At 30.2% G+C, this 22,006-nt stretch carries 17 protein-coding genes and 3 tRNA genes; 9 read left to right on the top strand and 11 right to left on the bottom strand.

The genetic code is table 11. The features are described from left to right. Positions 1-308: 308 nt before the first annotated feature. Positions 309-605, top strand: a complete 297-nt coding sequence (gene groES, locus AABI72_RS04355) for a co-chaperone GroES (protein WP_338364767.1) — start codon at positions 309-311, stop codon at positions 603-605. A gap of 93 nt (positions 606-698) precedes the next feature. Next, a complete protein-coding gene (gene groL / locus AABI72_RS04350) occupies positions 699-2,378 on the top strand; it encodes a chaperonin GroEL (protein ID WP_338364765.1) in 1,680 nt (559 codons plus the stop codon). Between the two features lie 250 nt (positions 2,379-2,628). Here groL and der read toward each other — a convergent pair whose 3' ends face one another. Further along, the gene (der, locus tag AABI72_RS04345; protein WP_338364763.1) at positions 2,629-3,945 is read right to left on the bottom strand and encodes a ribosome biogenesis GTPase Der; all 1,317 of its coding nucleotides are present in this window, start codon (positions 3,943-3,945) and stop codon (positions 2,629-2,631) included. A 140-nt stretch (positions 3,946-4,085) separates the two neighbouring features. Beyond that, on the bottom strand, positions 4,086-6,356 hold the full coding sequence (locus AABI72_RS04340; RefSeq protein ID WP_338364761.1) for a histidine kinase dimerization/phospho-acceptor domain-containing protein: 2,271 nt from the start codon (positions 6,354-6,356) through the stop codon (positions 4,086-4,088). A 246-nt stretch (positions 6,357-6,602) separates the two neighbouring features. Here AABI72_RS04340 and AABI72_RS04335 point away from each other — a divergent pair, with 246 nt between their 5' ends. After that, positions 6,603-7,508 carry a bifunctional 5,10-methylenetetrahydrofolate dehydrogenase/5,10-methenyltetrahydrofolate cyclohydrolase gene (locus AABI72_RS04335; RefSeq protein ID WP_338364758.1) on the top strand — a complete coding sequence of 302 codons (906 nt, stop codon included), beginning with the start codon at positions 6,603-6,605 and terminating at the stop codon, positions 7,506-7,508. Between the two features lie 290 nt (positions 7,509-7,798). Here AABI72_RS04335 and AABI72_RS04330 read toward each other — a convergent pair whose 3' ends face one another. Beyond that, positions 7,799-9,049, bottom strand: coding sequence for a hypothetical protein (locus AABI72_RS04330; protein ID WP_338364756.1), 1,251 nt, complete (start codon positions 9,047-9,049; stop codon positions 7,799-7,801). A gap of 125 nt (positions 9,050-9,174) precedes the next feature. Then, on the bottom strand, positions 9,175-10,551 hold the full coding sequence (locus tag AABI72_RS04325; RefSeq protein WP_338364754.1) for a hypothetical protein: 1,377 nt from the start codon (positions 10,549-10,551) through the stop codon (positions 9,175-9,177). Between the two features lie 457 nt (positions 10,552-11,008). On the opposite strand from AABI72_RS04325, the gene AABI72_RS04320 reads away from it, so the two are divergent. From AABI72_RS04320 to AABI72_RS04305, 4 genes are all read left to right on the top strand, one after another. Then, positions 11,009-12,001 (top strand): hypothetical protein, encoded by a 993-nt coding sequence (locus AABI72_RS04320; RefSeq protein WP_338364752.1) that lies wholly within the window; start codon positions 11,009-11,011, stop codon positions 11,999-12,001. 350 nt (positions 12,002-12,351) lie between these two features. Then, on the top strand, positions 12,352-12,906 hold the full coding sequence (locus tag AABI72_RS04315; RefSeq protein ID WP_338364749.1) for a hypothetical protein: 555 nt from the start codon (positions 12,352-12,354) through the stop codon (positions 12,904-12,906). A 45-nt stretch (positions 12,907-12,951) separates the two neighbouring features. Continuing rightward, positions 12,952-13,027, top strand: a tRNA-Ala gene (locus AABI72_RS04310). A gap of 153 nt (positions 13,028-13,180) precedes the next feature. Further along, positions 13,181-13,972 (top strand): AAA family ATPase, encoded by a 792-nt coding sequence (locus AABI72_RS04305; protein ID WP_338364747.1) that lies wholly within the window; start codon positions 13,181-13,183, stop codon positions 13,970-13,972. Here the strand turns inward: AABI72_RS04305 and AABI72_RS04300 are convergent. The 3 genes from AABI72_RS04300 to AABI72_RS04290 all read right to left on the bottom strand — a co-directional run bounded on the left by AABI72_RS04300 (position 13,962) and on the right by AABI72_RS04290 (position 17,350). After that, positions 13,962-14,831 (bottom strand): hypothetical protein, encoded by an 870-nt coding sequence (locus AABI72_RS04300; protein ID WP_338364745.1) that lies wholly within the window; start codon positions 14,829-14,831, stop codon positions 13,962-13,964. The two genes, AABI72_RS04305 and AABI72_RS04300, sit on opposite strands and share 11 nt — an antisense overlap. A gap of 203 nt (positions 14,832-15,034) precedes the next feature. Next, a complete protein-coding gene (locus AABI72_RS04295; RefSeq protein WP_338364743.1) occupies positions 15,035-16,033 on the bottom strand; it encodes a hypothetical protein in 999 nt (332 codons plus the stop codon). A gap of 213 nt (positions 16,034-16,246) precedes the next feature. After that, a complete protein-coding gene (locus tag AABI72_RS04290) occupies positions 16,247-17,350 on the bottom strand; it encodes a hypothetical protein (RefSeq protein WP_338364741.1) in 1,104 nt (367 codons plus the stop codon). Between the two features lie 155 nt (positions 17,351-17,505). Between AABI72_RS04290 and AABI72_RS04285 the strand changes: the two genes are divergently transcribed. Continuing rightward, positions 17,506-17,582 (top strand) — tRNA-Asp (locus tag AABI72_RS04285). 42 nt (positions 17,583-17,624) lie between these two features. On the opposite strand, the gene AABI72_RS04280 is transcribed toward AABI72_RS04285, so the two are convergent. The 4 genes from AABI72_RS04280 to AABI72_RS04265 form a co-directional block, all read right to left on the bottom strand. After that, entirely contained in the window at positions 17,625-19,244 is a 1,620-nt protein-coding gene (locus AABI72_RS04280; protein WP_338364739.1) for a PHA/PHB synthase family protein, read from the bottom strand. 82 nt (positions 19,245-19,326) lie between these two features. Then, on the bottom strand, positions 19,327-19,869 hold the full coding sequence (locus AABI72_RS04275) for an inner membrane-spanning protein YciB (RefSeq protein WP_338364738.1): 543 nt from the start codon (positions 19,867-19,869) through the stop codon (positions 19,327-19,329). A gap of 160 nt (positions 19,870-20,029) precedes the next feature. Continuing rightward, the gene (locus AABI72_RS04270) at positions 20,030-20,719 is read right to left on the bottom strand and encodes a metal ABC transporter ATP-binding protein (RefSeq protein WP_338364736.1); all 690 of its coding nucleotides are present in this window, start codon (positions 20,717-20,719) and stop codon (positions 20,030-20,032) included. Beyond that, positions 20,706-21,266, bottom strand: a complete 561-nt coding sequence (locus tag AABI72_RS04265) for a DUF3833 family protein (RefSeq protein ID WP_338364734.1) — start codon at positions 21,264-21,266, stop codon at positions 20,706-20,708. The genes AABI72_RS04270 and AABI72_RS04265 overlap by 14 nt, the downstream gene beginning before the upstream one ends. Positions 21,267-21,363: 97 nt before the next feature. Between AABI72_RS04265 and AABI72_RS04260 the strand changes: the two genes are divergently transcribed. Next, positions 21,364-21,437: transfer RNA gene (locus AABI72_RS04260), tRNA-Met, on the top strand. The last annotated feature ends 569 nt before the right edge of the window (positions 21,438-22,006 follow it).

Raw genomic sequence — 22,006 nt, 5'->3', positions numbered from 1 at the left:
AAAATATTAATAATACAAGAGTATAAAGTAAATTATTTAGACTAAGAATAAATATAGCATTGTCTATACTTAAGTTTTTTTGCTTAAAATTAAAATTTTTTAACTAAAAATTAAGGCAGTGTAGTTAGGCAAATATAATGTAATGCACTGAATTCAGTTTATATTCAATTAAAAATACTGAACAAGTGTTTATTTAACTATTATTAGAAATTATCAATTGAAAATGATAAATAATTTTTCAAGTATCTTGAAAAGTGAAAAAAACATATTAAATATATCTTGAACTAATTTCAATGTGGGTATCAAAAATGGCGTTAAATATAATTCCTTTACATGATAGGATTGTTATAGAGACTATTGGCGAGGAAGATGTATCATTGGGTGGCGTATTTATACCAGATACTGCAAAAGAAAAACCTATTAAAGGCAAAGTTTTATATGTAGGACCAGGTGCTGCAGCTAGTGATGGTAAGATTATACCACTGGCAGTTAAGCGTGGTGATATAGTAATTTATCCAAAGTGGATAGGCACTGAGGTTATGCTACAGGGCAAGAAATATCTAATTGTAAAGGAATCAGATATATTGGCCATTATAGAAGAATAGTCAGATAATTGTGGTCAAACCTTTGTTCACAGCTAATGAATGATAAATATTTAGTTAATAAAATTTAAACCAATAACAAATGAGGAGATACAAATGGCAAATATTGTAGTAATGGGCTCTGAAGCACGCATTTCAATTAAGGCTGGTCTTGATTGTGTTGTAAATGCTGCAGGTGCAACACTTGGCCCTATGGGAAGAACTGTGGCTATTGGTACTAGCTGGGGTGATACTAAATTTACCAAAGATGGTGTTACAGTTGTTAAGTCAATAACATTGCCTGATCCAATTGAAAACATTGGAGCACAGCTTGTAAAACAAGCAGCTAAAAAAACTGATGATTCTGTTGGCGATGGAACTACTACATGTAGTGTATTGCTTCAAGCAATGATAGCCGATAGCTTTAAACATATAGCAGCTGGTAGCAATCCAATGTCACTTAGCAGAGGAATGCATAAAGCAGCAGAAGCAATTGACAAGGAAATTTTAGCAATAGTTAAAGATATTAGATCAAAAGAAGAAACAGCACAAGTAGCAACAATATCCGCTAATGGCGATAAACTTATTGGGAAGATAATATCAGAAGCTATAGAGACTGTAGGGAAAGATGGTGTAATAACAGTAGAAGAAGGAAAAGGACTTAATGCACTTGAATTAGATGTTGTACAAGGTATGTCTTTTGATAGGGGATATTTGTCACCATACTTTATTACTAATACTGAAAAATCTATTGCAGAACTAGAGAATGCATATATTCTTATTCTTGATAAGAAACTCTCTAGTCTACAACAAATACTCCCTTTACTAGAAGCAATAGTGCAAAGTGGCAAGCCATTATTAATTATAGCAGAAGATGTTGAAGGTGAAGCATTGGCAACTCTGGTAATTAACAGGCTTCGTGCACAACTTAAGGTTGCAGCTGTAAAGGCACCTGGTTTTGGTGAAAGGCGTAAAGAAATGTTACATGATATTGCTCATGTTACTGGTGCTCATGTTGTGAGTGATGATTCAGGAATTAAAATGGAATCAGTGACCCTAGAAATGCTTGGAAGAGCAAAAAAAATTAAGATTACACAAGACTCTACAACAATTATTGATGGCGAGGGTGAGAAAGCTTCTGTTGAGGCTCGTGCAAACCAAATACGCAATCTTGTCAATCAAGCAACTTCAGATTATGATAAAGAAAAATTACAAGAAAGACTTGCAAAACTTGCAGGTGGTGTTGCAGTTATAAGAGTTGGTGGTGCTACTGAAATAGAAGTTAAGGAGCGCAAAGATAGAGTAGATGATGCACTTAATGCAACAAGAGCAGCAGTAGAAGAAGGTATTGTGCCTGGTGGTGGATCAGCATTATTTTATATAGCTGAGCGCATATCTAAAATTAAGGGTGAAGATGAAGATGAAGAAAATGGTGTTAAAATTATCAGAAGAGCACTTGTTTCACCATTACAACGCATAATTAATAATTCAGGACTAAATGGCTCAGTAATAGCAACTAAATTGCAGGAAAAACAAGATAAAGAGTTAATTTATGATTCTCGCAATTTTCGTTATGTAAATGCTTATGAAGCTGGCATAATTGACCCTGCTAAAGTGGTTCGTGCTGCAGTACGTGGTGCTATTTCTACTGCCTCAATAATAATCACTGTGGAATCTGTTGTTGCAGAAAAACCAGAAAATAAAACTAATAGCCAAGGTCATGGTCATGGTCATGGTGGTGCTGGTGATATGGGTGATATGGGTGGCATGGGTGGCATGGGTGGCATGGGCTTTTAACCATTCTCATTCCATACAGTCATGTGCAATTGATTGCAATGCAAGTAATTAACAAACATATTATTATAAAGACTGGAGAGAGTATATCTCCAGTCAATTGATTTACTATATATAGCATGGAATTTAGCTAAATAAAAGATTCTGATAGATTTTATTATTATAAATATTTTGAGGTGATTTGCAGATAGAAATTTATTCTGATGCTGCATATCAGTGTTTTCACCAGCTTGGTAAAGTTTCTCTAATATATCTACTTAAATTTAATTCTCAATGGTGTTCCTATAAATTGGAAGTTTTTGTGCAATGAGTTAATTAGATAATTTTTATAGCTATTATCAATATTATCAGGCATATTGGTTGAAATAAAGAAAGTAGGAGGTCTAGTAGTTATTTGTGTTATAAATTTTATATTTACTACTCGTCTCATACTAATTTTTGGTGGATGATTTTGCACAGTCTTAGCAAGCCATTGATTTAGTTTGCTGGTAATAATGCGATTGTTCCATGAATCAAAAACTGTTATAGCTTTATCAAGTAGATTTTTTATTTGATTATTAATTGCTGATATTGTAACAATTGGTATATTTTTTATACCACCTATGTGTTTGGTGCAGAGGTGTTCAGCCTGCTTTATATATGCTTGTTTATGAGTTACCATATCCCATTTATTGATTGCAATAACTACACCTCTTCCTTCACGTATTGTTAAACCAATTAATGCTAGATCTTGTTTTTCAAATCCTAGTGTTGCATCTATTAGTATTATTACAACATGAGCATAATTGATTGTATTTATTGCATTTACTGCAGATAATTTATCCAATATTTCATTTATCTTGCTTTTTTTGCGTAGCCCAGATGTATCAAACAGAATAATTTTTCTATTATTGTATGTATGTTCTATTTCAATTGAATCACGAGTTAGTCCTGGGGTAGATCCAGTTAGCATTCTATTGACCCCAATAATGCTGTTGATTAATGTTGATTTGCCTGCATTTGGTCTACCTATTATGGCAAGTCTGATAAAATTTTTATGTCTATCTGTATCAAGAGTATCAATGTTTATTGCATATTCTTTGATTTTTTCAAGTAATTCAGCAATTCCAATGTTGTGCTCTGCAGATATAAATACACAATCTTTAAACCCTAAGGTATGAACCAAATCTGCATTTTCCAATGTTTTTTTGTGGTCACACTTATTAACTACTAGGATTATTTTTTGCAGAACACAATTTTTTCTAAGCCATTTACTCCAATACTCATCTTCTGATGTTATGCCATCCTTGCCATCAATAACCATTAGCACTGCAGTTGTAGATTTAATTGCTTGAATTGTTTTTTCATTTGATGCATTTAATATTTTGTCTTTATTAGTATTATCTAGTCCAGCTGTGTCTATAATACACCAATATAGACTATCATTATATGTGCAATGACCAATATTATAATCTCTTGTAACACCTGGGATGTTGCTGACAATAGATTTTGTATCAATTGCTAGTCTATTGAATAATGTTGATTTACCTACATTGGGTCTACCAACTATGGCAATTGTATTGTTTGGCATTATGGAAGTTTATTTTAAGATATATTAATAATTATACCATTAAATAATGTGTCCAAAAAGTTAAATTGACTATATTAATATATTTTCACAATACACATTAGAATGTTATTTGATTAATTATAATTTTTGTGTTTAATTGTTTATGCCTTAATTTTTTCATCATGCATTGGTATTACACAGGCAAAACTAATAGATTGCTGGCTGGATGATAGAATTTTTAAACTACCACCATGCCATTCAATAAAACGTTTAGTAATTGTAAGATTGACATTTGTTACATCATCATTTTCTCTAGGCTTAGCGCATCCTGATGATGTTTTTGCATTAAGATCATTGCATAATGTAATGCATATAGTAACATTATTTTTATCTTTGTTGTTTTGCTGTAAGTGTTTAGTAAAATTAATTATGTTTACTTTACCCAAAAGTTGTGATGCATATTTAGCAAGATGTACAAAACCTTTGACAATTAGTTTACTATCTACCTGTACTATAATATTTTTAATTTCACTGCAGTCAATGTTTGTATGTGTCACACTGCGCATATTATTTTTTAGTTCTTGTTTTAATGATTGAATAATACTAGTGATTTCAATATTTTGCTTTTGCAAATCAACCACGCCATTTTCTATAAAAGAAAAGTCTAGCATATTGTTAATAATTTGAGAGAGCTCTTGTGCAGATTGATATATGTTAGATATATAGTGCAAATTGTCTGGTTTTAGTTCTTCTTTATAAAAGTTTAACAGCATTTCAGCAAAACCTATAATAGAGGTAAGTGGCGATCTTAATTCATATGATATGCTAGAAAAAAGATTGCTTTTTAGGCTTGCAAGTTCAGTGAGCATATTATTTTTTTCACGGAGTGATTTTTCTAATAGCTTTGTTGCAGTAACCTCATAATATGTTACAAGTACAGCTCCATTAGGCAGTAAACTAATATTTCTGTTAATGTATTTGCCATTTTTAAGTTTAAAGTTTTTCTTTCCAGCAATCTTGTTGGTTATAGCTAATATTTCATTTTCTCTAAATTTTTCCCAGTTTTCTGGGCGGTAACTACCTTTTGTTGATTCTAATACTTCTGAAATATGTGGCATGGTTTTTAGATATCCTGAATCAATGTCCCACATTTTACGTAAAGCAGGGTTGAAGAGATTTAGCCTACCATTGTCTCCATATACAGCTATTGCTTCATGTAAATTATTTATTGTTGTTTTGCTAACTGCAACTGCTGTGTTGTATGATTGTTCCATGGTTAGTTTGTCTGTAATGTCTTCATATGAGAACAATAGATCTCCTTTTGCTCCTGGTATGATAACAACACGTAGTGCTGTGTTATCTGGCAAATAGTGGAATTCATTGTGTACATCAATTAAGTTGTTGAATAGATTTATTTGTTCCTCTTTGAATTTTAGGAAATTTGCTTGCTCTGGTAATTTTCTGTTCTCGCGCATTTTCTCTAATATTTCCTCATAGCTTGGCTTAGTATTTAACCATGCTTGGTCAAAATTGAATATATGTGCAAATGAGTCATTGTAGAATGTTAGATGTCTGGATGAATTATATATACCTATAGCATTAGAGAGTGATGATAGGAATTTTTTATATGCATCTGATATTATTAAGTTATCTTTTTCTAGTTGTTTGCTGTATGTAATATCATGACCAATTCCCATAGTACCACCATTGTGTAATAGTGGTATTTCTACTAAAGAAATTGTGTGAAGTGTGTTTTTATTGGTTAGAGATATGGTGTATTCTACGTTATTCTTTGTAGTAATGGTTTGTTGCGCCAATATAATACATTCATTGCTTAGCTCGGCAATGTCACTATGATTTCCAATATGACGATCTTCTATAAACTTATAATATTCATTGTTGAAATAATCAATATTCATGTTTTTGTTGCGTATCCATACTAGATATGGCAATTGATTAAAAACTTGCTGGTAGTCTGTAATTGTATTTTGTATTTTCCGCACTTCTTGTTCTTTTTTTTCAAGATCAGATAATATGTTCATAGTATTGTTAAATATTATTATTACTCCTAAGTTTTTATTTTTTCTTGTTGTAGGAGCAATAGTGCATAAAAATTTTTTAGATTTATTTTTTAATGAAATAGATGTGTTATTTGTAGTATTGCTATTTATTGTCATTTTGATTAATGGAAATATGGCAGTTTCTTCTTTAATATGCTTTGTCAGGAACTCCTCTGGTTTGCTAGTATTTTTGCTGATGTTGAGCAAATTTCTCAGGTTGTGGTTAGCAAAACCTTTTAGTAGGCTGTTACTAATATAGTAAACTGGTACTGGTATTGCATTAATAGTACTAATATAGTGATTGCTGAATATTTTTTTTAACACTAACAGTATAGCAACGAGCCATGTTGTGCTCATGAGCCATATTATCATGCTGTTTATCATTAGCATTGTATAAAAGCAAACTTATTCTATTATATTATCAATTATCAAACTAACAATACTTTATATATACTTGCTATATGTCTGTTAAATAAAGATGTTCACCTTCATTAATTGTTAAAATGATTGAGTTTCATCTATATTGATTTACAGAAGCTGCATTTAAGTTGTATAATTATTAAATATCTTAAGTTAAAGTGTTTTAATCTACTATTGATTTAACTATATCTATTGCATATGGTATATATTATAGATGGCAAAGAAATAGCTAATAAAATTTGCACATATTTACAAGACAGAGTGACTGTAATGTATGCAAAATATAGAGAAGTACCATGTTTGGCAGTTGTTATTATTGGTGATGATGATGCAAGTTTAATCTATGTAGCTAACAAAAAGAAAAGAGCTGAATCATTGGGAATGAGATCTATGGTATACAAATTCCCAAGCAATGTTTTAGAAGATGAAGTTCTGCAAACTATCAACAGATTAAACAATGACAATAATATCCATGGTATTTTGCTGCAACTGCCATTGCCAGTATATATAAACAAGAATAATCTTATTGACCTAATCCATCCTAATAAGGATGTTGATGGATTAGGTGTGCATAATTCTGGCCTATTGTTTTCCAATAGAGTCAATGAAGCATTAATACCATGCACACCACATGGTTGTATGATCTTAATAGAATTGGTTACAAAAAAATTATCTGGTAAAAAAGTAGTTGTAATTGGTAAGTCAAATATAGTTGGTAACCCACTTGCACAATTATTGCTGCAAACACAATGTACTGTAACTGTTGCACATTCTATGACATATAATTTACAGAGTGAGTGCAGGGATGCAGATATAGTAATCTCAGCTACTGGATGTCCTGGCTTGATTAAATCCAGTTATGTCAAAAAAGGTGCTATAGTTATTGATGTTGGAATTAGCAGAAGAAATGTTGCTGGTAAGAGTGTAATAACTGGTGATGTAGATTTTGCAGATGTAAGTCAGGTGGCATCTGCAATTACTCCTGTGCCTGGTGGTGTTGGGCCAATGACAATAGCTTGCTTAATGTTTAATACTATAGTTGCAACAACTAGGAAGCTTAGAATTGGCAATAATTTTGTAGAAATAGATGCAGCCTTGAATTGAAATCAACTTTTGCTGGCACAAATCTATGCTTGTCATCCATTTAGCTCTAAATTTATTTGTGTTGTAAATAAATAATTTATAATGTCAGTTTTTAGAAATACATAATGGATGTGGCTTAAGCAATAAGTTAATCCATATTGCTTTTAATAGAAGCAATCTTGATGATTAGTTGATTATATTTATTATACACTGGCTAAACATAAGTGAGATGTTTGCTGTTTGTTGTTAAAATGAGCTGATGTTTATACTATTATATGTTTATGTTACTTGTTGAACAAAGATATCTTAGATTATTTGCTTAGATTGTGTTTATTTTTTTTTACCAAGGCCTGTTGTTTATACCACTCTTTATGGTTCATTCTAATTTGTTTTATTGCCTCTAATTTGTAAGTATTTCCTTTGTTTATGTTGGTAACTGGGATGCCAGCAATTCTGTTTCTTAATATTTCTAATACTATAGCACCACAAGAGCTGTTATCTGTTTCTGGTTGTAAGATTGGTGTTTTTACTACTATATTACTAAGTTTATCTGGTCTTACGGCTATATTTATTGCTTTTTCTATACCATCTTTTATCTTAAGTGGTGCTTTGGTGGAATTGTTAAGTGGGTTAATAACCATATATTCTACGTTATAGCATGGATCTTGACTATTGCTTTGTTCTTTTTTCATTAGATTTATTTCTAAAAGCACCCAATGACCAGCATTTTTAACATTTTGATCAATAAACAATAAGGTTGGCATATAAACTGTTATTTGATCTCTCCCCCAGAGTTTGGATAATGCTATATTTATTTCATTTGCTAGCTCTTTTGGTTTAATTGTGTATTCAATAAGACCTTTTTTAGCTTTATGAAAGTGCACATAAGACCTAACAGCTGATTTTTCTGTTGTAGGCATTGTGTCATAGAGTCTTTGTATTGTGCGAAAGTTATAGGCATAATGTTTAATATTAAAATAATCATTATTTTCGCTTTTAGAGAGATAATGCTTTTTTGTATTTTTTGATTTTAATCCATTTAGCTTACTGTTTACGGTTTTAGGTTCTGAGAAAGTTGTTTTTTGTGGCACAAGCCTGTATTCATTATTCCATTTTTCTACTTGATCTACCCAAGCAGCAATTCTCATATTTTTGTCTAGATTGCCTTTTATTGGTTTATGCTCTAATGTTTTAAGTATAGACTGCATTCCATTTGTGCTGTCTGATGCTTTTGTTTTAGTTGGTTTGTCACTAGATTGCTGTCTTCCAACAGAATTCTTTGAGGGATGTGCAGTTTTATACCACTTTTTTTTCTTGCTTTTTGTTGTCTGTCTTGATTTATCTGTACTTAATAAAGTGGACAATCTATCTTTAGGTTTTCTAGATTTGCTTATCTGCATTTTTTTATGCTTTTGTAAAATAGTATGAGCTAATGAGGTCTTAGGTTGTATTTTGCTATGATTGTGAGTATACAGTATTTTAGGCCATCTGATTTTATTTTTGAATGACATGATGTCTTTTTGTTTTTTTTGTAATATATTTTTTTTAGATTGATATAACATTTATTTAGTCTTTAATATATTTATTAATTACATGCTATAATTATTTGCTTTTGCTACATGATAGCTGTAATTGTTATTTAATAATACAAAGTAAATTTTACCCAATATTTAATTCAGGTATTAGCTTATGATGCTAATACACTTTTTTTTTCACTAATTATGCTTTTTATGATTTCTGCATGTGCCCTTCTAATTTTTGTTGGTGGTTCAGCAGAATTGTTTTCTAAGAGATCATTTTCAATAAGTGCTCTTTCTATAAAATGAACAGTAAAACCACCACAAGTACTGCCATCACCAATATTCGCATGTGATGCTTTATGTATTATGACTTCATCATCTATTTTTACATCTAAATTTTTAATTTTTTTGAGCAACATACAAACAAATTCCTTTATTTTTTCTTGGACATCATGATCAAATGGTTCAATAGGTGATGTATTAACTAATGAAATTGTAAGCTGGTAGGTATCATTGTGTTTTGGTGGTGTTATTTTTAATAGCGTTAGATACCAGTGAGTTCCTGCAGTTCTGTTTTTTTGAATTGTGCTAATATCAGCATTATTTGATGGAATTGCTAATATTAGTTTACCATGTTTTTGCATCTTATCATCTAGTTGTTTGTAATCTTCTGGGGGAATGAAAAGTGATATAAAATTTTCTGCATCATAATCTTTGCTAAACATTGAATGTGCTAGACAACATCCATAAACAGGATATACACAACTATCTTGATATTTTTTGTTTAGATGTTCTGTTATGAGGTTTATTGTTCTATCTTCATACCATGCATTTTTTTCTATTATATTCAAGCTATACTCAGCACTAGATGGATTTAATGATGCAGTCTTTGCAATAGGCTTGAGTGGCTTATAGGCATTAGTTCCAGTTTCCACAACTATAGACTTAGGCGTAGGTGGCTTATAGGCATTAGTTCCAGTTTCCACAACTATAGACTTAGGCATAGGTGGCTTATAGGCATTAGTTCCAGTTTCCACAACTACAGATTTAGGTGCTGCTACAGTAGTGGGTTTGCTTGTTGTCTCATGTGTGCTAGCTGTTTCTGTTATTGTATTGTTAGAAGCTTGAATCATGTTTTGTTGTATATGGCTGTTGGTTATTACATAATCTTGTTCAGCTGTTGAATCTTCATATGGTGTTGTGCTGCACTTTATTTGTTCATCTTTATTTACATTATTTGTTGCACTGTCCTCACTGTAAGGTGTTGTTGGTGTCTCTATTGTATTGTCCTGCACATCATTTGCAGGGTTTTGTTGTGATGTATCTTTTATTGCTAGCTTATTATTGGTTTTAACTTTAAATAATCCTATAAGATAGGATGCAGGCTTAGTAATACAGTAAATTACAGGTGTTATAATAAATTTTACTATAGTCAAGACAGCTAATGTGACTGTAGATGTTAATTTTAATATTTTTTTGAATAGTAAAGATATTTTAGATTTTTTTTTAATAGCTATTGATTTTTGCAGGTAATGTTTTTTCATTTAATTATTTAATACTGCTAATAGTTTTGTTTTTACAAGAAGATTTATTATTTATTTTTAACACTAAATTTATTATTCAATATGAATTTGTAGTAGAATTTTTGGTTTGGCTGGGCTGAATTTAAATATCTTAAGTTTTCTTATATTTTTATTGTTATATATCTTAATAATTAATGTTAAAATAATAAATATATAACATATTTGTTATAAAAGAAATGTTTAAATATAAAATTTACTATAGAAAAAATAATAAGTGCTTTTTGCTAAGTATTTTTGCATCTTTAATTTTATTTAATCTATAATAACAGTGCTATAATACACTTTGTTGTGATTATATCAGTTACTATGTGCTATATACTATTAAGTTTCATATGTAGAAAATTGTTTGACATTGGTAATACATGACACTGTATACTACATATAAACAATTTTTATACACTAAGTACTATACTTATTAATGTTTGGCATAATTGTACTATTTACTAAATTTGTTAAAAGCTGCATAAAAAAGCTCTTTTCTTTTGCTTTATATGACAAGGCTTTTTCTATTATTGAGTTAGCTGTTGCCATAATAACAACATCTTTAATATTAGTTGTTGTATTGGTTGGGACTAATATGATATTTGCTGCTAAGGTGCAGCACGTAATTAGTCAATTAATGGAATATGAAAAAGCTGTGAATGTCTTCTATTCTACATATAATTATTTGCCTGGAGATTTTAGAGATACATATATTTGGTCGGATAAAAATATTAAAGAAAACTGTTATTATAATAACTCTGGCTCTCTCGATAATAGCAAGCTTAATGCAAGTTTTATAGCTGGTAATGGTGATATGTTAGTGCATGATAGTGAGATTGATGTGGTAAATTGTCATTTTGCTTTATCAGGCATTATTTCTGTACATAGGCTTGGCAGGAATATTTTTGCTAATGACTATCAAGGCATGGCAACAAGCGCTGATGCTAAATATGCATCAGGTCTATGGATTGATGAGCATAATTTGCTTAATCTAGGAAACCTAGCAACTGATCCATTTAGCTCAGGTGGTAGTAAGTTTAATAGTATAGTAATTACCTCTCATGATAAGAGTAACTATTATAGTGCACGAAAAAGAATTAATACTACTTTAAGCACCAAGCTATTGAAAGCGGTTGATGTCATTATGGATGATGGTAAGCCTGGCACAGGTAATATTAGATTTATTGGTATTGATATTAAAGAAAACAAAATATGTATGACTACAGGTGGTGCTACACTAAGTTGCATGGTGACCTCTCATACAAATTATCAAGATAATGAAAGAGGGCCTACTAATGAAATTTGTAGTAGTGTTTCAAATTTTGTTTGTGATGTTAATTCGGAATTTATTAATATCAGCTCTAAGCAAAAGAATTCAACAGTTCTCTACTATTTACCAGATTGGTTAAGAAGGTTCACTAATAGTTAAATTTAATTAATTTAACAATTTTATTAATTTTGATGTACTTGCTGTAATTTAGGTTTTAACTATGCAATGCCACTTAATTTTTAGTTATGGGTATTTTGTTAATATTTAGAGAGACATTGAAGTAAATAATATTGATATTTTTGATGTCCAAGAGATAAAATGTTGGCAACATTGCCATGTTTAATGCTTTGTTGATTATTATATTCTCTATTATCCTGTATACTGCTTTTTATTAATTATTAGCAAGAAATAGTTTGATGAAGGTTTTAGGAATTATGTTTCATTTAATTTAACGCTATGCTTACTATGTATTGTTTAGTAAAATAAAAGAAGGTATTTTTATATGAATAATGATGTTTTTTAACAAACAACATCAGATAAAGCAAGATATTAGGAGATTTGTACTTAGACTGGTAATGGCTATTTTTAGCTCAATGCATAAGACATGGATAGTTTTCTCTAAAGAGTATCTAAATACTCTGAGAGATGATATAGATGCATATATAGAAACATTAAATATGAAAATTTATATTATTAGCATATTAGCTGTAGAAAATAGAGATTTTGATGGTGTTTTACAAAAAATGCAGAATTGCAAGAAACTAATGATGCAAGTTAAATATTCCTGTTTTTTATATAAGAAAGATTCTATCTCAGTGAGAAATATAAAAGATAAGATATCTAAAATTCATCGAGATATGTCTATCAATAAAATAAAGTTTCATACTGCAATGCAGATATACAAGCAGTCTATAAGTAGTATTAATGATAGTGATTATTTGTTGTACAGTCATGCTAAAAAATTGTATAGTCCATCAACTGGTCTTAGTTTTACAGCTGTGGCACCAGAATTAAAAATGAATAATTCAACATTGAAAGCTAGAAATTCCAAGATTCGCAGCTAATTGTTTTGTTGTTTTCATTAACAAAATATATATAATAATTTTGTTGGGGCCATAGCTCAGCTGGTAGAGTGCAACGCTGGCAGCGTTGAGGTCAGGGGTTCGGGTCCCCTTGGCTCCACCATACTATAATTAGCATTATATTATTATGCTAATAATGTCTTGTTTGGGTATTATTTTAATAAATTACTAATAGGTATATGGATATTTTATGCCTTGTTGATTTTTATAGTTATTTGACTATAGTTGATCTTGTGTATGTAATGCTTGGTATGCAATGAACCACCATTTTTCTACTAAAATAATAACCATTGTTAACCAAAAAGGTGGGGTAGGGAAAACAACAACTAGTGTCAATCTAGCCACAGCAATAGCAACAACCAACAAACGAACGTTATTAATAGATCTTGACCCACAAGGTAATGCAACAACAGCTATGGGTCTAGACTATCATCAGAGGAGCAACAGTGTTTATGGTGTGATTATAAAAAAGATAGGTATAGAGGAAAGTATAAGAAAAACAATTATACCTAAGTTAGATCTTATACCATCAAAGGTTGATTTATCTGCAGCAGAGTTAGAAGTGGTTAATACACGTAGATGGCAACATATTTTACATGATGCTATTTTATGTATTATTGATAATTATGATTATATCTTTATTGACTGCCCACCATCACTTGGCTTGTTAACAATTAATGCACTTGTTGCAGCAAGCTTATTGATTATTCCAATGCAATGTGAATTTTTTGCTTTAGAAGGCCTTAGTCATTTGTTAAAAACAATATCTTTGGTAAAGCAAAACCTTAATCCTGCATTAGAAATAGATGGGGTGTTATTAAGTATGTATGATAGACGTAATAAGCTGTGTGAGCAGGTAGAGATGGATGTAAGGAGTAATTTGGACAATCTAGTTTATCAAACAATAATACCACGTAATGTAAAGCTTTCAGAGGCATCATCACATGGTAAGCCAGCAATAATACATGATATGCATTGTGCAGGATCACAAGCATATATACTACTTGCCAAAGAGATATTAAGCAAACACCAAGAAATTATTGCCTAAGATGTTGCTTTTTGGATGCACTGCTATAAGCTTTGGACAGCATTTTTTTGTCTAATCTTTTTGCTGTACTATCTGCATGTTCCATGTCATCTGTATAGGGAATGCTTTTATCTGTTGTTGGTGTATTATTAGTTAATTTACCTGTTGTTTTTGTGTGATATTTATGTTTTTGATTACTATAGGGTTTGTCACTAGAAAAAAGATTGTTCCATAATTTTTTAAACCAAGATTGTTTTTGTAAAATTGGATCATCTGCATATGAAGAACTGTTGCCAATGGTGAAGAAGTTTTTTATTTTATCCCATACTGATAATGATTTGGCAAAATCATCTGTGTGTGGCTTTAAGTATGTGGCATTAGCAGATCTTGTGTATATTAATTTTGCTTGCTCAAGATCAATCTTTTGCTCAATGCACCAGCCTTCAATAAATAATGCAGCTTTATCAGCCTCATTTAAATCTTCTTTCATACTAATATCTTCTGCCTCAAGAAGACAGCAAGTATTAAGTAGTTGTTTTTTTGCCTGTAGTTTTTCTATTCCAAAACTATCCATATAATTAGTGAGCATAATAGATGATATTGTTGTTTCTGGTTGTTCTATGTATTGTTGCAATAGTTTTGCTGATTTAATGAAGATTTTTCTTGCATATTGATACTCAATGTTTAGATTGGCTGCATATTGTTTTACATATTTTTTGATTGAGTTGTTTGTTCTTGATTTTAATTTTTTTTTTATGAGATTAATATCATTGGTTAATGTGCCTCCTTTTATAGCATGCTGTCTTTGATAAAGTTGCAATATCTTACCAGCTGTTTCTAGTTCGTATATTTTTGGTTGTATGTTTTGGGTTTGATACATATTTGTTGTTATTATTATAATTCATATTAATATTTTAACAAATAAATATTAAAAATTACTATATTTTATGTAATTTAAGTAATTGTTGCTTGTGCTATGAAAACAAAAGAGTGAGTAGATGTATAAATTTATGCTAAATTTTTATTTTAAATGCTTTGCATTAATTTTAGTATAGCATATTGATAATTATTGGAATTGTTTTGTTATTTATAATGTGTGTTTTTGACAGATTTATCAGGTGTCTTGACCTCTTTTGTTCTTGCTGCACTTATTGCAGTAGATGGCATAGTTGCTGTAGTATTTTTTTTATTTTCAAGTATTTTATCTTGTATTTTTTTCTTTATATTTTTTTTACTAGGCACATCTTCTATTTTAACAGTGCTATCATATAACATGTCTGCTAATTCTGCTATTATATCCTGTTTTGCTTGAAGCATTGCATTTGCTTCTTGCATTTCTGTTGCATTTTGCACATCTATTCCTAATTCCCTTCTTCTTAATTGTTCTTTTAATTTTATTTTTTCTAGCTCTATCTCTTCTTTGGTTAAAGTTATGCTGCCCATTACATCTAATATTTTGTCATTAATTATTTTACGTTCATCATCTAGTAAAGGCTCTGCTTCTTCTGTTTGTTGGGGTGTGTTATGAGAGTTTAATGTTTTTGATTTGCCTTTAAGAAATTTATGTTGATGCATCATAAATGCATGCCTTACATCCCTATGCTCTAGTCCATTTTCTTTGGACCATTTTGCAAAAAAATCTGCTGTTTTTTTATTTTCTGCTAAATCATCTTTTGTTGTTGTATACAGCATATTTAATAAACTAAGCCATGCTTCACTTTCTGACATGTTGGTTGACTTAACTAATTCATCAAATAATGATTTTGCTATTATTTCTGAGCGATTATGTTTATATTCTGGCATAATGCTACTTGCAGCTTTAGTTGTAGCCATTAGTCTATCATAGGATATATGATTATTTTGAGACCATGTTGTTAAGAAATTTTTGTTTAGATTACTTGATTTTAGAGCAATATTTTTTGTTATATTGTCAACAAGTATTTTTCTTTGTTCTGTTGTATGATGGCCACTTTGTTTATTATGCCCATCCTTGTTGTTAGAATCTATAAGCTTTTGATAGTCATCTAGCATTTTGTTGACTATATCTAATTCATATATTTTTATATCATGAGAAGAAGGCATATATTCTTTGGGATTAGTTATATTAATTAATATTATAATATTTTTTTATTAAAATGTTGTTTATACAGGGTAATACATGAATTGTAAAAATTGAATGCAGTACTTAATATAAAGTTAGATAGACTATTATATTTATATGCCTGTTTTTTCTTATCGAGGATAATTTAGTAATATAAACTTTTCAATAAATTTGCTTCTGAGATAATTATCAATTTATATGCTAAGGGAGGAAGCTGATGATTCTTGAAGAAGATGAGAAGAATCACTAATATTTGTTGGCACTTGTTGTTTATCTTGTACAAAAACTTTAGTGGGCATTAGTTTTCCTGTCATAACTAGTTGATATCGTGATTCAATGCCTTGATTCAATAATTTTAGGTCGACATTTATTTTACTAAGATTGTCTTTATTTGGATTTTCTTTAAAGCTATTAATGTTTTTTTCTAGATCTTTTGACAAATTTTTTAATGTTGCATTGTAGTCTGCAAAATTCTGTTTTGTTCTAGTAACCCAAGTGTTTTTTGCCACAAGACTTTCAGATATTTCATCTACAGCTGATACAAATATGCTGGCTTCAGATAAAATTGTTTCTAATAGTATTCTAGTATTTTCAACAAGTTTTTGTGTACTAGCATCTATTTCAGTTATTCCACTGAGTGTTGCAGATAATTTTTTTAGATCACTACTTGTGCTGCCACATAGATATCTATCACTTGCCATAAAAGGATTGTAATTAATAATAAGCTGCTTAACAATATGGCTATCTGGCGTGAATTCTCTTATTTTTTTTACAAATACCTTGGCATTAACTAGGAAAATGAAATATCTCCTAAATGCAGATTCACTACAATGAGTGTAATCTTCACTAGCCATATCTGAGATTTGAGTCTCAATTTGTTTAAGCAATACACTGCATTCTTCAGTTTCATGGGTATTCTTTGCTTTTACAATAAGCTCATTAATACTTTGTATTGATTCTACTATACTATCATTATCTTTGGAGTTATCTAATGGACGTTTTTCATGGAGCAGTATTGGTAGTGATTGAAATTGGACAGATGTCCAGAGGCCAAACTCAAAAGCAGTAATGAAGCTTATTACAATGCTAATAATACTGATTGCTATTGTAGCAACAGGACTAATAGCAGCTATTGGCATAAGACAATATAATAAAATTAGGTAAGTTGCAATAAATACCATTGCAGTGATAAGCAGCACACTGCTTATAAATATAAAACTCCATACCATGTTATACAGATAATGTTTAATGAAGTTTGATAATTTGCTTACTTCTTCTTCTTTTGGCACAACAATCATAATTTTTATTAAATAATTGATTATAATACAATATTTTCCATTAAGTTGCAATAATTATGAAAAATTAAGAATTTGTATTAGTTAAAAAGTGTAATATTGTGTTGACTCAGAATAGAAAAAAGTTTAATTTAAATAAATACATAATGCATGCTTGTGGGGGTGTAGCTCAGCTGGTTAGAGCGTCGGCCTGTCACGTCGAAGGTCGCGGGTTCGATCCCCGTCACTCCCGCCAAATCAAGTATTCATAGTAGTGGACATAGGTATATAGCTTAAGCTATCTGCTTTTAACATATGAACCAGGTGCATCTTCTATTTTTTTTATAGATTGACTTTTTATTTTTTCACCAGACAATTGTTTCTGCCAAGAATTCCAGTGATCCCACCAAGTATTATTTTCTATACATGTTGTATTTTTCAACCATGTTGATGAGTCTATATCCTTATTTGTTGGCATCTTGCTATAGTATGCATATTTTTTAAACTCAGGTATGCTCAATACACTCATGACATGTCCAGAATCAACAGCAGTTAGTACTGCATTGTTTAACATTTTTGCACTTTGAAAAGTTGCCTCAAATGGTGTTATATGATCCTTTATTGCTGCCAGACAATATATTGGAATGTTAATTTCAGAAAGATCTACTGGGTTGTTATAAATATTCATGCCATTTGCTTTAGTTAGGACATTGTTAAGGTAGGTTAGTTGTAGGTATTCTGCAAACATTTTTCCTACAAGCCTAGGTGGGTCACTGTTCCAATACATTATACTAGATTGTTTAACTTGTTTCCCAAGAAAATAGTTATTTATTACATAGTGCCAGATTAGTTCATTTGGTTTTAGCCAGCTGAAAAATCCAGACATAGCATCACCCCTAATGAGTGCAACATTGTGCTGTAAAAAGTTAACAAGCTCATCTTTGATAAATATACCACTTGCTCCAGGAAAACTAAAATCTAATAGTGTATTAAGTAATGTAATGCTGTTAATTGGAAAATTTTTTTGCTTTGTAAGTGCTCCAGCTAACATCATTAAGAAGGTTCCACCAATACAGTAACCCATTACATTTACCTTGCTTACATTCATTAGTTTAAGCAGAGCATCCATTGGTTTTTTAATACCCTCAACAACATAGTCCTCAACCTTAAGATTGGTCATGGATGGTGTTGGATTGCACCATGAGACTAAGAAAGTGTCATATCCTTGTTGTACAAGCCATGAAACAATAGATTTTCCCTTGCCAATATCTAATATGTAATATTTGTTAATAAAAGGTGGTATTATAAGCAATGGTATACTATAAACTTTGTTGCAGGGTTTGTATCGTATTAATTGTACTAGATCATTTTGCCAAACTACCATTCCTGGGGTGTTTGCTATATCATCACCAATACTGTGCATAGTTTTATCCACTGTAGAGATAGTGCCAGAATTAAGAAAGGCATCATAGTAGAAATTTTTAATACCATTAATCAGATTTGCCCCATTATTTTCCAAGATTTTCTCCCAGTAGCAAGGATTTAAAAAAATATTGTTATGAGTGGAAAATGTATCAAAGAATATCTGTAATAGAAAATTTAGTGCTACAAAGTTTTTATCATCATTGCATTTAATCCTTATCTCACTAAGCAGCAGATTTTTAAATGTTTCTTGTGTTATGTTAAGTGTTTCATAAATATTGACCAGTGGATTGTTTGTTGAATTTTTTGTGAAATTTTTTAATGTGTTAATATATGTTTCACTCATTGTGGTGGATAGTTTTTGCAAAAAATTTGTATTATTAAATATATTGCTTAATTCGCTAATATATCCACTAAAAACAGATTGTAGATATCCTGTTGATATTAAAGGCATGAAGTCCACATACCATGGTGGTAAGCCTATATCTTGTGTCATTAGTATTATGAGGATTGCAGATAAACTAGACTTATCACTATCAATTAATCATTAATAGATTCTTAATCTGTTAGGCAATCTCTTAGCGTATTGCAAGGTGTTTTTTTATATATCTTATCTGAAATATAACCAAGCAAAATGTTGCAATATTGGCACCAAAGGTGATTGAGTAAATCCATATAGTTGTGGAGGCTAGTGTTCTAATTATTTCATTTACAATTGCTAAGATAAAGAATAATGCAGTCCAGTATTTTGAGATATTAATCCAAATTGCCCCACCTGATGGCAGCATGTCTCCTATGATAAAACGCAAGAAGTTCTTTTTTAGCAGTATACCAGTGAGCAACATAAGAGTAAAAAAGATATTTAATAAAGTGATATGGAGTTTTACATATTTATCATCACCAGTGACCACTGTCATTGAAGAAAAAATGCATATAATAGCAAGCGATATAATATTGCTTATTGGCAGCCATCTTATTACTAAGTAATTAAAACCAAAGAGAAAAATACTGAAAACAACTAGTACCGCCGAAGCAGATAAAATTCCCATTGTTTTATATGTTATAAAAAAAATTATTATACTTAGAGAGTTTAGAGTGTTTTGAATAGCTTTTGTTAGCATAGGTTTGTCATGTTAAGAGTTAAATAATATACAGTGTTGGAGTAAGTAGCATATAGTTTGCTGTTTAATGTAATTAAATTTTACTAATAAACCTTTTAAAAACAAGTAACCAAAATTAGTAATTTTTATTATTTTAATAAATTATTTATAGCAAAACTATTTAAGCTGAATCAAGCATATCAAAAGCATTTAGAAAGTTAGGATTGCATCTTACTTCCCTAGGGCAGCCTTGACATCTAATATATTTATTAATGCAAAGTACATGGTTGGCTTGATCCATTGCAGTTGATACATCATGTGATGAATACACTATACCACACTCCCATAGTTTATGTATTTTGTGTAATAAGTTATAGAAATTGTTTTTTGCATGAATGTCCATATGATTAGTTGGCTCATCCATAATTAGTATGTCTGGTTTTTTCAGCATAGCACGCACTAGCAAAACACGTTGCATTTCCCCACCAGATAAACAGTGCATTCTGCAATCCATAATTCTTCTGATGTTGGTTAAATTGAATATTTTATCACCCCACTCTTTATTAGTATTTTGATTGTTGAGATTAATAAATTCTTTAACGCTTAGCGGCATCATTGTGCATATATTTATTTTTTGTGGTATATAACCAATAATTAAGTTATTTTTTTTCAATATTTGTCCTGAGAGAGGTTCTATAATTCCACATAATATTTTTAACAGAGATGTTTTGCCCCCACCATTTGGTCCAATAACTGCAGTGATTTCATTTTTACAGATTTTTATATTAATAGAATTTAATACTTCCTTATGACCAAGTTTTAGGCATAAATTTTTTCCATGTAGCAATAGATGCATACTAGATTTTTTCATTTGTTAAAACATGCTGTAGATTAAATACCACACTTCCTATAACAAAACCATAGCGTTTTATTTTAGTATTGGCTAGCATATTATGTTTATCAACCAAATACATCATAGTCTCAAATGTATAATCTCCAACCCTGCCATTTTTCATGCTCCTAGTTTTGCAACTAAATGAGCTAATATTACCATGCTGGAAGCCAGATGATCTAGGTATGCAATGTTTTGCCATGATGGTATAGGAGTTTTTATTGTCTATCTTTATTTTCCAGTCTAGTTCTATATTTTCATCATTATCAAGTTTAATATGTTGTATTATGTTGCCAACATTATCAGTCCATGTTCCTGTAATCTTTAGGTGTATCATATTTTTCATTACCCCATTCCATTTTTTGACCACACCCCAGCCAATAATCTCACCATTAAAAAATTTTTGTATACTCATATAAGGCACTGCCTTTGCAGTCTGAATTTGAATAGGATATAATATTCCTATATTTGCATAGACATAAAGACAAAATACAATAGATAGGCAAAAAATTAGAAATCTATTCATGGTTACCTCATTGCAATTTTTATTAGTTAATAATTATGCTTAGAAAATTGTAGAATTCAGTTGAAGCACAAGCAGTAATTATATATACTGATTAAATAGCTGGATAGCTCAGTTGGTTAGAGCACGAGAATCATAATCTTGGTGTCGGGGGTTCGAATCCCTCTCCAGCTATTTTTAGTAAATTATAGCACCAAATTTTATAGATTTCAACTATGTGATTAGAAATGATTGTGCTTTAAGTTTGTAATTATGTTTTGTTTTACTTAGATTATTGGTTAGTAGAATTATCATTTTTTGTTAGTTAAATATTGATAATAAATTAACTCTATTTAAAAATTTAGGATTTTTTGTAGGAGTACATTTTATTGATTTAAATAATAGCTTTAATTTAAATATTTACTTTTATTTCATCTTAATAGAAACATGGAAATAAGCTTTTATATTATTGATTTGCAGAAGTTAATACTGTTACAGTGTAGGTATTAGAGGGGTTTGGGGACTAGAATTCTGATATTAATATTTAAAATATAATATTAATATGGTTAATAATGGTTATTCTAAAATAGATTCCTAAAGTTTAATATTATAAATTATACTTTTTGTTTGGTAATTGATTTTCTTTGAGGAATATGTGATAAATACTCTCTTTGATAAAGAAAACTGATGTCAAAAATTCTTTTAAGATTACAGCATTTTATAAAATATTCTTTTATTTTGATCTGACTTAAGCAATATTTTGT

The organism is Candidatus Xenohaliotis californiensis (assembly GCF_963930935.1).
In the GTDB taxonomy this organism is placed as follows: Bacteria; Pseudomonadota; Alphaproteobacteria; order Rickettsiales; family CAWVOK01; genus Xenohaliotis; species Xenohaliotis californiensis.
The sequence above is the reverse complement of the archived record's forward strand: the minus strand, read 5'-3'. Positions and strand labels throughout refer to the sequence as shown.